General features: G+C 35.8%; 11 protein-coding genes and 4 pseudogenes. 8 read left to right on the forward strand and 7 right to left on the reverse strand.

Annotated features, from left to right (window positions below):
- Positions 1-193: 193 nt before the first annotated feature.
- The 6 genes and pseudogenes from CWATDRAFT_RS25405 to CWATDRAFT_RS25430 form a co-directional block, all read right to left on the reverse strand.
- Positions 194-565: pseudogene (locus CWATDRAFT_RS25405) on the reverse strand (transposase); the annotation flags it as partial.
- Positions 566-714: 149 nt separating this feature from the next.
- Positions 715-1,542, reverse strand: coding sequence for a bile acid:sodium symporter family protein (locus tag CWATDRAFT_RS25410; protein ID WP_007307690.1), 828 nt, complete (start codon positions 1,540-1,542; stop codon positions 715-717).
- Positions 1,543-1,611: 69 nt separating this feature from the next.
- Entirely contained in the window at positions 1,612-1,854 is a 243-nt protein-coding gene (locus tag CWATDRAFT_RS25415) for a sulfurtransferase TusA family protein (RefSeq protein WP_007307691.1), read from the reverse strand.
- The gene (gene dnaJ / locus CWATDRAFT_RS25420; protein ID WP_007307692.1) at positions 1,851-2,981 is read right to left on the reverse strand and encodes a molecular chaperone DnaJ; all 1,131 of its coding nucleotides are present in this window, start codon (positions 2,979-2,981) and stop codon (positions 1,851-1,853) included. The genes CWATDRAFT_RS25415 and dnaJ overlap by 4 nt, the downstream gene beginning before the upstream one ends.
- A 112-nt stretch (positions 2,982-3,093) precedes the next feature.
- A complete protein-coding gene (locus CWATDRAFT_RS25425; protein WP_007307693.1) occupies positions 3,094-3,567 on the reverse strand; it encodes a GNAT family N-acetyltransferase in 474 nt (157 codons plus the stop codon).
- Positions 3,568-3,623: 56 nt separating this feature from the next.
- Positions 3,624-3,791 (reverse strand): annotated as a pseudogene (locus CWATDRAFT_RS25430) (acetyltransferase); the annotation flags it as partial.
- A 173-nt stretch (positions 3,792-3,964) separates the two neighbouring features.
- Between CWATDRAFT_RS25430 and CWATDRAFT_RS25435 the strand changes: the two are divergent.
- From CWATDRAFT_RS25435 to sipA, 8 genes and pseudogenes are all read left to right on the forward strand, one after another.
- Positions 3,965-4,358, forward strand: a pseudogene (locus tag CWATDRAFT_RS25435) (MAPEG family protein).
- 220 nt (positions 4,359-4,578) lie between these two features.
- Positions 4,579-5,205, forward strand: coding sequence for a dTMP kinase (gene tmk, locus CWATDRAFT_RS25440; RefSeq protein WP_007307695.1), 627 nt, complete (start codon positions 4,579-4,581; stop codon positions 5,203-5,205).
- A 42-nt stretch (positions 5,206-5,247) separates the two neighbouring features.
- Positions 5,248-6,789 carry an FAD-dependent oxidoreductase gene (locus CWATDRAFT_RS25445; RefSeq protein WP_007307696.1) on the forward strand — a complete coding sequence of 514 codons (1,542 nt, stop codon included), beginning with the start codon at positions 5,248-5,250 and terminating at the stop codon, positions 6,787-6,789.
- A gap of 23 nt (positions 6,790-6,812) precedes the next feature.
- On the forward strand, positions 6,813-7,370 hold the full coding sequence (locus tag CWATDRAFT_RS25450; RefSeq protein WP_007307697.1) for a DEP domain-containing protein: 558 nt from the start codon (positions 6,813-6,815) through the stop codon (positions 7,368-7,370).
- Positions 7,371-7,430: 60 nt separating this feature from the next.
- Entirely contained in the window at positions 7,431-8,228 is a 798-nt protein-coding gene (locus tag CWATDRAFT_RS25455) for a SirB1 family protein (RefSeq protein ID WP_007307698.1), read from the forward strand.
- Between the two features lie 44 nt (positions 8,229-8,272).
- Positions 8,273-9,202, forward strand: a complete 930-nt coding sequence (locus CWATDRAFT_RS25460) for a glycosyltransferase family 2 protein (RefSeq protein ID WP_007307699.1) — start codon at positions 8,273-8,275, stop codon at positions 9,200-9,202.
- 49 nt (positions 9,203-9,251) lie between these two features.
- On the forward strand, positions 9,252-9,722 hold the full coding sequence (locus tag CWATDRAFT_RS25465) for a low molecular weight protein-tyrosine-phosphatase (RefSeq protein WP_007307700.1): 471 nt from the start codon (positions 9,252-9,254) through the stop codon (positions 9,720-9,722).
- A 64-nt stretch (positions 9,723-9,786) separates the two neighbouring features.
- Positions 9,787-10,035: a regulatory protein SipA gene (sipA, locus tag CWATDRAFT_RS25470; RefSeq protein ID WP_007307701.1), complete on the forward strand. Its 249-nt coding sequence runs from the start codon at positions 9,787-9,789 to the stop codon at positions 10,033-10,035.
- Between the two features lie 12 nt (positions 10,036-10,047).
- Here the strand turns inward: sipA and CWATDRAFT_RS25475 are convergent.
- Positions 10,048-10,509 (reverse strand): annotated as a pseudogene (locus tag CWATDRAFT_RS25475) (phosphate ABC transporter ATP-binding protein); the annotation flags it as partial.
- Positions 10,510-11,467 lie beyond the last annotated feature (958 nt).

Consider the following 11,467-nt stretch of genomic DNA (forward strand, 5'->3'; position numbering starts at 1 on the left):
TTTTTCTCCCCGTTATTGCGCTCCTTTTTCCCAATTTGGGCACTCGTATACTTTAGCCCTTTGTCCAGTCTGTACGACACCATTTATTAACTAAGAGTTTTAAACTTCAAAATGCGCAAGATTTCAAGCTTCAGATGGTCTTATTAAGAGAGATCGTTTTGGTCGAGATAGTTCCAGCCAATATCCGATCTATTAGTGGACTTTTGCCAGCTAACCATCCCTGTTTATCGTCAAGTTCATTAACTTTTTCTAAACCGATCTTAAGGGCAGGATCGTGACGTAATTTATCATGGTCATTGACATCTTCATAGCCTAAAATAATTCCATAAAGCCTTTTGTGCTAATAACTCATGAACGGAATGATCTACATAAGATTTATGACGATGATCTTGAAAATAGTTACCAAACTTCTCGGTAATTCCCAGTTTTTTTCCAACTCAGCTATCCAGACAATCCCCGCATCTGAAGTGATTAGTCCCCCATCAAAATTAGCGATTATTTCTTTTCCTTTCTGTTTACTAAAGTTGATTACTTGACGAGGGGTTCGGGGATGACTGGGACTCATTAAATCAGTTTAAGGTAAATTGCTTTAATAATTAAATTATAGCATATTTTATTCTAACAATCTAGTACTATTAGAGATTTTATTAATAATTTTTTTGGAAAAATGAGTGATTGATTTATCTTTTCATCTTTGTCTAATTCGGGTTGATTTTAACTTAAAATCTGACAACAGACTGTTGGTTGGGGAAATCTGCGATCGCTCTGTTCAAACCCACTTCCTGTAAGGCTTCTGTGTTTGGCGATCGCAGATTTTGTGAGAAATTCTGGTTCAACGGTGATAGTTTTTCTACTTTTGTCATCCAGTTTGGCAAAAGTAGCGATCGCATATCCCAAAAACATGGTAATTAAATTTAAGCTTAAAGTTACTCCTCCTACTTGTAAAAAAAATGGCAGTAAATTAGCTCTTTCTTTCAGCAATAAACCAAAAATAATTAATCCTAAAAAGAATAAAGATAACCATTTAACAATATTCTCTAGTTTAGCTGCTAATCGAGGTTGAGACTTATTAATAAACATCCCTAAAGAAATAGGAAGAAGAGTAATAACAGCAATTTGAGTTATGGTTGTTAAAATAGGCAGCTGTAGTGTTGTATCAGCACCCATAAACATCTGCATTCCTAAATTAATTACCAAAGGAATACTAATAATAGTCACGAGACTACTGATAGCTGTTAAAGTAATAGGTAAGGCTACATTACCTCGTACTAAATAACTAATAACATTAGAAGTTGCACCCCCCGGACAAGCACCTAAAATTATCACCCCAACCGCTAATTCTGGGGTGAGAGGAAAGATTGAAGCTAATACAAAACCCACAAGGGGTAAGACAATTAATTGAGCAACTAATCCCAGAATAACCCCTTTGGGTTCGACTAAAACACGCTTAAAATCCACAATTTTTAAGCCTAAACCCATACCCATCATAATGAAAAATAGGGCAAGGGGAAGAAAAACTGCCGAGAGAAAATTAGACTCCATGATGACTCCACACAAAACTTTCGGCTATCTTACAATAGTTTTGTAAATATACCTAGTGGATTGTTTCATCTAATGAGGACGACGAACCTTAAGGGAGAAAAACTCTTGGCGATCGTCAATGCTTTCTATGTGATAGCCTTCCATAGTCAAGCTATCGGGAACCTGTTCAATGGGTTCTCCGGGGTCTAACCAAACTTCTAACAAAGAACCAGGGGGCATTTGTTCTAACTTCAATTTAGTGCGAACGAAGTTTATGGGGCAAGGAGTTCCCCGAAGATCCAGTAAAACAGTATCAGAGGTTGGCAGGTTCACTTGTGAAATAAACTCCCTAAAAATCCTTCTAAACCACCCTTACCGTGACTTTGACCCTTAATATGGGCTAATTTTTCCAGGAGATCCCGTTCCTCTGCGTTGATACGGGTGGGAATGTCAACTTTTACCGTAATCAGATGGTCCCCACGGATAGCATCATTACCCAGTTTAGGAACCCCTAAATTTTCTAGAGTCAGGATAGTATTAGGTTGGGTTCCAGCCGGAATGCTTAACTCTTGTTCCCCATCCACTGTATCCACGGCAACAGTACATCCTAAAATGGCTTGGAGATAGCTAATGGTGATCTCCGAAAGGATGTTCATTTTGTCCCGAGTAAACACCTTATCTGCTTCCACATAGAGGTAAACGTAAAGATCCCCTGGTGTTCCTCCCCGTAAACCTGCATCCCCTTTGCGAGAAACTCTCAGACGGGTTCCATCATCAACCCCTCCGGGAATGGTGATTTTAACTTTTTCTGTCACTTGTCTGCGTCCGGCACCATTACAGACTTCGCATTTCTCTTCTATTATCTGTCCTTGACCGTTACAAGTGGGACAGGTTGTTACTTGAGCAAAACTGCCAAAGGGGGTACGAGTGGCACGACGAACCTGGCCTTGTCCGTTACAAGTGGGACAAGTTTTTGCTCCAGTTCCTGGTTTTGCCCCATCTCCTTTACAAACCTGACAGGTTTCTAGGTGGGGAATACGAATTTCTTTTTCTCCGCCAAAAACAGCTTCACGGAAATCTAATTTAAGATCGAGGCGTAAGTCATCCCCTTTGGTCGGACCGGTACGACGACGGGTTCCGCCGGTTCCCATACCGCCCCCAAAACCACTAAAAATGGTCTCAAAAATATCGGCAAAACCGCCCATATCTCCCATATCGCCGTAGTTGAAGCCTCCGGAACCACTGACCCCTGCTTCTCCAAACTGATCATAGCGACTACGGGTTTCTGGTTCGGATAATACTTCGTAGGCCCGGTTAATTTCTTTGAATCGTTCTTCTGCCCCTGCTTCTTTGTTAACATCAGGGTGATATTGTCGCGCGAGACGGCGATAAGCTTTTTTTAAGTCTTCTTTATTGGCGTTACGGTCAACCCCAAGAATATCGTAGTAGTCACCTGGCATAGATCGTTAGTTTTGCTTGTTTGTGGGTAATGGTTGAGTGATCGGCTTAGTAGTTACTTTAGCAAACTATTGTAAACAAAACACGACTTTTAATCGTTTTTGTGATCCAACGTCAATAAGTTAAATTCCTCGCAAACTTCATTTCACCTTTCATCACCCCCTCTGTTTCAAGGCCAACGGCAGTCCAACCCAGGTGAAGATAAAAACCGTAAGCTCTGAAGGTGGGATCGTTGCCTGTTAACAGCGAAATTTCTTTAATTCCTTGCTTTTTGAACCAATCTTCCGTTATCTCCATTAAAGCACGACCTATGCCTTGATTTTCAAATTCAGGTAGGACAAAAAGTCCCAAAATTGTTTTTTCGGTTAAATTAGCAATAGAAAAGCCTACGGGTTGACTTTTAACTTCGGCGATCCAAGCACAACATTCTTTGTCCAACATTTTAGCCACCGATGCTGGTGTAATGCCAAGTTTGGCAATTTCTTGACGAGATTGATAGTTTTCTTTAACACTGGTTCTAATTTCAAAAAGGGTTTCGACATCTTCTCCTTGAACAAGACGAATATTCATAGATTCTGGTTTAGCCATTTTTGATAGTTTATGAATTTAATTTTTTTAAATCTTCTACATTATTACTACACAAGATAGGAATATAGAACATTATTCTCAAAGTTATTGGTGTTTTCTAAGTCATCGTAATAGGTAAAGTCTCCGACAATAATATTGGGATTGGTAATTATATTTTTGAGGAAACAAAGACGTTGATAGTTTTTGAAAGGATAAAGTCTGTTAGTATCTGGATAATCTATCATGATAAATTTACTGCTATAAGTTAATTGTAACACAGTCTTCTAGACTGTAAAAAAACTATAGATGTTAAAAATAATTGTTCAAAACTATAATTATTAGTTAATAAGAGAATTGACCCATGATTAGAGAATATGCTAGAATAGCTCTAAATATCTTAATTAATAACTAGACAACGATGGAAACTATTTACCCTAGCATAGTAACAGTTGTAGCCTTGATCGTCTATTTTCTTATTACAATAAATGTTGGTCGTGCTAGATTTAAGTATAATGTTGTTGCTCCTGCAACTAGCGGTGATCCCAATTTTGAAAGGGCATTAAGGGTACAACAAAATACATTAGAACAGATAATATTTTTCTTACCTTTACTATGGCTGTTCTGTTTCTCTGTTAACCCAATTTGGGGATCAGCAATTGGCGGTTTGTGGATAATTGGGCGTATTATATATGCCCTTGGATACTATCAGGCAGCAGAAAAAAAGAACGATTGGTTTTGCTATTAGTTCTTTAAGCACTTTAGCTTTATTAGTTGGTTCTTTATTTGGCATGACTATGGTATTTATTCAATAGTTTGGTGTCAACTAAGTAGGTAGGTGTAATTAAATATAAAATAGAAAAGTAGGCAGTCAAGGCTTTAGCCTTGGTGATGACTATCTTTCTCTTCCTCAAGGACTAACTACAAACTTACATTTATTTTTACCTACCTACTTATAAAAAACAAATAGCTTGAAAAATTGGTAATTTTTTGTTTGTTATACAGCTAAAATACTTATTCAAAATTTTAAAAATAATGCAGCATTTATTTATTGTTCTAGAAGGTATTGATAAAGCCGGAAAAACAACCCAAGCAGAACTATTAAAACACTATTTAATTAAGCAAAATAACTCAGCAATCATTAGTTCTGAACCAACAGAAGGAGTGATTGGTAAGTTAATTAGAAAAGCTATGCAAAATCCAGTTTTTGTGATGAAAGATAAAGAAAAATTTGACCAACAAATGGCTTATTTATTTGCTGCGGATAGACATTATCATTTATACAATGAGGTGGATGGAGTTTATAAATTAATTAAACAGGATCACTGTCATGTTATTGCTACTCGTTACTATTTTTCGTCTTTGGCTTATAATACTAATAACCAAGAAGAGTTTGATTTTGTTTATGGGTTAAATAAACGGTTTCCTAACCCCGATGTAGTCATTTATTTGGATATTCCTCTAGATGTTGCCTTATGTCGTCTCGAAAAAGTTACGAATAAAGAAGTTTATGAAACTCAAGAAAAATTACAACAAGTAAAAGATAATTATGAGCAAATTTTTCACTCTTATGATGGAAAAATACTAAGAATAGATGCTCAATATAGCAGAGAACAAATACATAAACAAATTACAGATTATCTTGAAAAACATTTTAGTTAAGGTTATACTAGAAGAAAATATTTATATTAGGTCAAGCCTTTAATGAATTTAACCTCTAATCTTTCCTGTTTACCAGAAAATACCCGTAAAGGTTTACAGTTTGCTGATAGTCGTTGGCAAGCTCTACGAAACAATAACCTAACCTATCCAACGGTAATTACTAATAGCAAAGAGACTTTAAATGATTTTGATGCAGATATTATTATCTGTGGGGGAACTTTAGGTATTTTAATCGCTACCAGCTTACAAAAACAGGGATACAATGTTATTTTAATTGAGAAGGGAAAATTAAGAGGAAGAGAACAAGAATGGAATATTTCTCGTCAAGAACTCAGTACGTTTGTAGAACTTGAGTTATTATCAAATCAAGAATTAGAAAAAGCGATCGCAACGGAATATAATCCAGGAAGAGTGAGTTTTCATAAAGGATATGAATTATGGGTTGAAGATGTTTTAAATATTGGTGTTGATCCTGTTTTCTTACTAGAGACTTTGAAGAATAAATTTCTAGAGGCAGGAGGAAAATTATTAGAAAATACCCCCTTTGACTCAGGAATTATTTATGATAATGGGGTATCAGTAAATGTGGGTAACACTGTTATAAAGTCTCGCTTACTTATGGATGGAATGGGACACTTTTCTCCCATTGTGCAACAAGCAAGAAAAGGGGATAAACCAGACGGTATTTGTTTAGTAGTAGGAAGTTGTGCGCAAGGTTATACTAATAACAATACAGGGGATTTAATCGCCTCTTTCACCCCAATTTTAAACCAGTGCCAATACTTTTGGGAAGCGTTTCCAGCTAGGGACGGAAGGACAACTTATTTATTTACTTATGTCGATGCTCATCCTGATAGATTCAGCTTAGAATTTTTCATGGAAGAATATTTAAGATTGCTCCCAGAATACCAAAATATAGACTTAGAAAAATTACAGTTTGAACGATTTTTATTCGGATTTTTTCCTGCCTATCAAAACAGTCCTTTAAAAATGCCTTGGGATAGAATTTTACCCATCGGAGATAGTGCTGGCGGACAATCTCCCGTTAGTTTTGGTGGCTTTGGATCGATGGTTCGTAACTTAAAACGCTTAACTTTAGGTATAGATGAAGCTTTAAAAGTTGATAGCTTAGACAAAAAATCCTTATCCTTATTACAACCTTATCAACCCAATATTTCTGTAACTTGGTTATTCCAAAAAACCATGAGTGTTGCCATTAATCAAAAGGTTTCCCCAAACCAGATTAATGATTTAATGAGTGGGGTTTTTCAGGTTATGGATCAACTAGGGGATGAAGTTTTAAAACCCTTTTTACAAGATGTAATCCAGTTTCCAGCTTTAATGAAAACTTTACCTTTAGTAAACCCTAAGTTAGTGTTACCCATCTTACCCCAAGTAGGTGTACAACCCCTTTTAGATTGGACAACACACTATTTAAGTTTAGCAGCCTACAGTGGGTTATATCCTCTGGGAAAATGGGTTAAACCCCTGACAACAAATTTATCCCCACAACAACAATATTATTATCATCGGTGGTTAGATTCTTGGAAATATGGGTCAGGAGGTGATTATAATGAAAATTAAGCATTAATATCAAGGGGGAATTGATGAAAATTTTAGACCATAAACAGGTAAAGTATTGTAACTTAGTTAAGCCTCAGCAAGATGACAATCTGTATTTACCCGGTTTAATCTTTAAAAATAAGTTGCTTATCAAAGATAAAAGTTTTAATTTAGAACAACAAAAAGAGGCACAAGATTATGGAAAACAACAATTCTTAAATAGTAAAGGACAGAAAGAATATCTATTATTAGAGGATGTAACAGGTTTTATTATTTGGCAAGAAAGTGAGGAGGTAAAATTATTAAAACTTGAACCTAAAAATAATGGATTAACCAATAGTGATCTGGAAAAAATTGTTACTAAAGTAAGAGGCGAGAAGGGGGTTGAGATAAAAGATCGTCGCTACCTTCTGGAACTATACCCTAAGTGTTTTGTAGGTAGTGATTTAGTAGATTGGATGGTGGATAACTTGTCTATTCCTTTAGAAAAAGCAGTAAAAATAGGTCAACAATTGGTGGATAATAAAATTATTCACCATGTCCACGATCAACATGAGTTTGAAAATAGATACCTATTCTATCGTTTTTATATTGATGAGTAGTTGCTTTCCTTGTTAAGCTATGAACAAAGATAATATTATTAGTAAAATTTAAAATTTTTTATGCAATCTTTTTTTCAAGAAACAAACAAACCTGATCACAAAATCAATCTAGCAAAAGCATCATTGATTTATGCAAAATATCAATATCCCAGGCTAGACATCCAGGACTATTTAATGACTTTGGATATAATTTTTCAGAGAATAAAAGATGAATTAGGCAAGGAAGTTTATCCTCTAAAAGTTATTAAAACTATTAACAAGTATTTATTTAAAGAATTAGGTTTTAAAGGTAATAAAGATAATTATTATGACCCTGATAATAGTTATTTGAATCAAGTAATAGATAAAAAAACAGGTATTCCTATTACCTTGTCTGTTATCTATTTGGAAATAGCAAAACGCCTAGACTTTCCCATGGTTGGGATTGGAATGCCAGGACATTTTCTCATTCGTCCTGAGTTTGAAAATGTGGGAATTTTTGTGGATGTTTTTAACCAAGGAGAGATTTTATTCAAAGAAGATTGCGAGTTAAAATTAAAGGAAATTTATCAACAACCGATCACCTTAGAAGAACACTTTTTAACCCCTGTGAGTAATCAGCAAATTTTAGGAAGAATGTTGACTAATTTAAAATATATCTATCTTAATCGTCAAGAATACCCGAAAATGCTGAGAATTATAGAATTATTGTTGCAGTTATTTCCTAATCATCCTCTAGAAATACGGGATCGAGGTCTATTATATTATCAGTTACGACAGTGGGAAAAAGCAACAACAGACCTACAATTATACTTGTCTATATTACCCACAGCAGAAGATGCCCCAACCATTCGTCAAATTTTGCAACAAATGCGCTAGACTAATAACTACTCATTCTATCTTAGTTCTTTCTTATTAAAGCTATGTTTATAAGTGTTGTCATTCCTACTTACAATCGTAAACCCATTTTAGAAAAATGTCTAAAAGCCTTAGAAAAACAACAATTAAATGACGATATAATTAGTAATTATGAAATCGTTTTAGTCGATGATGGTTCCACAGATGGAACCCTAGAATGGTTACAGGAAAATAAAAAAAATTTTCCTCATGTTTGTGCTTTTTCTCAAGATCATTTAGGTCCAGCAGCCGCTAGGAATTTAGGTGTAACTAAGGCAAAAGGTGATATAATTATATTTATAGACAGCGATTTAGTTGTAACCGAAACCTTTTTACAATGCCACGCTAACGCTTTAGTAAAAGGAGAGAAAAAGTTAGGTAGCGATCGCCTGTTTACTTACGGTGCTGTGATCAACACTTGTAACTTTGATCATCCAACTTCTGAACCATACAAAATAACAGATTTTTCTGCAGCTTATTTTGCCACTGGTAATGTAGCGATCGCCCGTAAATGGTTGGAAAAAGCTGGGTTATTTGACACGGGTTTCCAACTATATGGATGGGAAGATTTAGAATTGGGGGTAAGACTAAAAGAGCTAGGACTAACCCTAATTAAATGTCCCGAAGCTATGGGTTATCACTGGCATCCACCGTTTAATTTATCACAAATTCCTAACCTAATTGATAAAGAAATTCAACGAGGAAGAATGGGGGTTTTATTTTATGAAAAACACCCAAACTTTGAAGTGCGTTTAATGATTCAAATGACCCTGTTACACCGTATTTTGTGGGGAGTTTTATCTCTAGGTGGTATGTTAAACGAACGTACCCTTGCTCCTCTTTTACAATGGTTAATCAACCAAGGAAAGCCCCAATTAGCCTTAGAAATTGCTCGAATTTTCCTTAATTGGTATAATGTCAAAGGAGTTTATGCCGCTTATCAAGAAAAGAAATAAAGTTTGACTGCGTAAAAGTAGTTCAATTTAACCATCATTTATAAAATTTATGGCACATAAATTACTATTTGTTTGTTTGGGTAACATTTGCCGTTCTCCCTCCGCAGAAAACATTATGAACTATTTAGTCCAACAAAAAGGGCTAGAAAGCGAGATTATTTGTGATTCTGCGGGAACATCCAGTTATCATATTGGGGCATCTCCTGACCGAAGAATGCGAGCCGCCGCAGCGCGTCGGGGTATAAAATTAGTGGGACAAGCGAGACAGTTTGAACCCTCTGATTTTGAGAAATTTGATTTAATTTTAGCCATGGATCGTTCTAACTATCGGGATATTTTAGAACTCGATAGAGATAATATCTATAGTAATAAAGTCCGTTTAATGTGTGACTTTGCCAGTCAACATCGAGATAAAGAAGTACCCGATCCCTACTACGGAGGAGAAGCAGGTTTCGATCACGTTATTAACTTATTATTAGATGCTTGTGATGGTTTGTTAGAGGAAGTTATCAAGGACTAATTAATAATTAATATTTGACCAATAAGAAGCAATTAATTATCAATTGTCCATTATTAAAAAAGCAATGAATGAACAACAAATTTCCGTAGGTATTAAAGTATCCTTAATCAGTAAACCGCCCTATCTAAAAACATCCGATCCGATGCCGATGTTACGTCCATCGGATATTCTAGATGTTGGGGATGAAGGTATAGTAATGGATCGTCGTCCTGGTGGTTATTGGGGGGTAAAGTTCTCTCAAGGAACATTTTTGATGGAAAGTCAATATCTTGGAGTTGTTGAAACTCAAGAACCATCCCATAAAGATGTTTAGCTACTAATAAAACTACCCAATTCTACCACTAATATAGTCTTTTGTTTTCTGGTATTCTGGATTAGAAAAAATAGCTTTTGTTTCTCCGAATTCTATCATTTCCCCCAAATACATAAAGGCAATATAATCAGAAATTCTAGCAGCTTGCTGCATACTATGGGTGACAATAATCATGGTCACTTTTTCTTGTAATTGACTGACTAATTGTTCAATACTATTGGTGGCAATGGGATCAAGGGCAGATGTAGGTTCATCTAATAAAATAACCTCTGGTTCTGTTACTAAAGCCCTAGCAATACATAAGCGTTGTTGTTGACCTCCTGATAAATCATAAGCGGACTTATGTAAGCGGTCTTTTACCTCATCCCATAAAGCAGCATTCTGTAAAGCTTTCTCCACTTTTTCATCAAGAATACTTCTATTTCTTTCTCCTCTAACCCTTAAACCATAGACAACATTTTCGTAGATTGACCTCACGGGGTGACAAGCCCGTTAAAACCCTGATTGAAAGAGGGTTTCAGCCGTGGCGATCGCTCTATAAATTGTCAAAAACTAGAGGGTTTATTGAGAATAAACAATAATGATAATCATTCTTGCCGTGTGTGTGGGGGGGAGGAGGGTTACACCGTCCTCCCCCCCACAGGGTTGATGCTCAAAATCAACCCCTTGGGCAATATTAGTTTTTATTAAATAATAAAAATTGGTTTATTTTGGATAGTTACATCTAAAATAAATCATCTTCCACTGGTTATTTTATGTTAAGATAGAATAGGGGAATTAAGCCGTCTTATCTATTATGGACATGACTTGTAACCCTTTTTTATAATTGTTGAGTTTCTGGGGATTATTGCTCATCATAATTGAAATAAAATCAGAGCAAAATTCCCAAGCGTGAATCCAAAGAGAGCCATAAAGTCCTATCCAAAAATTACTATGTCTTCGGTCACGTCTTGATTTTTCAGTTAGATGAGCAATATATTTTCCTTGATTGGTTTGTCGAAATGTTTTGCCTTTTAAAGAAGTAGCAGTGTAAGCGATCGCTATTAATAAATCAGGGATTTAGCCGTTAATTATAACTTTACTCCCTCCCAATTATACCCCCTGTCTTACATCCCTAAAAAAACTCAATACCTGCCCGGTCCATGAATTCAAAACTTGAAAAAGGTCTAATTGGAAAAAAAACCAGGCCCTTTTCCGGTGGCCCTGAATTCTTTCCAAAAGCCCCCCATTAAATTTCAAACCCTTATTTAGGGTCGAAACCCCGTTAAAAACTTTTCTCCCGGTTCTTCCAACTCGAAAAAGTGAAAACCCCACCACTTTTTTGGGTGGCCCCCCGGNGAAAAAAATTAAAAAAAACCCCAAGGTTTTCCTTTTCTCCCCTTAAATTTTGCCCCCAAGCTTTTGAACAACAAATATATTTTTAAAGGGGGGA

The organism is Crocosphaera watsonii WH 8501 (assembly GCF_000167195.1).
GTDB classification, from domain to species: Bacteria; Cyanobacteriota; Cyanobacteriia; order Cyanobacteriales; family Microcystaceae; genus Crocosphaera; species Crocosphaera watsonii.

Coding starts and splice junctions, on each gene's coding strand:
- CWATDRAFT_RS25450 (WP_007307697.1), top strand. CDS start 6,813: ATGAAAATTTTAGACCATAAACAGGTAAAGTATTGTAACTTAGTTAAG.
- sipA (WP_007307701.1), top strand. CDS start 9,787: ATGAATGAACAACAAATTTCCGTAGGTATTAAAGTATCCTTAATCAGT.
- CWATDRAFT_RS25455 (WP_007307698.1), top strand. CDS start 7,431: ATGCAATCTTTTTTTCAAGAAACAAACAAACCTGATCACAAAATCAAT.
- CWATDRAFT_RS25465 (WP_007307700.1), top strand. CDS start 9,252: ATGGCACATAAATTACTATTTGTTTGTTTGGGTAACATTTGCCGTTCT.
- CWATDRAFT_RS25445 (WP_007307696.1), top strand. CDS start 5,248: ATGAATTTAACCTCTAATCTTTCCTGTTTACCAGAAAATACCCGTAAA.
- CWATDRAFT_RS25460 (WP_007307699.1), top strand. CDS start 8,273: ATGTTTATAAGTGTTGTCATTCCTACTTACAATCGTAAACCCATTTTA.
- CWATDRAFT_RS25425 (WP_007307693.1), bottom strand. CDS start 3,567: ATGGCTAAACCAGAATCTATGAATATTCGTCTTGTTCAAGGAGAAGAT.
- CWATDRAFT_RS25410 (WP_007307690.1), bottom strand. CDS start 1,542: ATGGAGTCTAATTTTCTCTCGGCAGTTTTTCTTCCCCTTGCCCTATTT.
- tmk (WP_007307695.1), top strand. CDS start 4,579: ATGCAGCATTTATTTATTGTTCTAGAAGGTATTGATAAAGCCGGAAAA.
- dnaJ (WP_007307692.1), bottom strand. CDS start 2,981: ATGCCAGGTGACTACTACGATATTCTTGGGGTTGACCGTAACGCCAAT.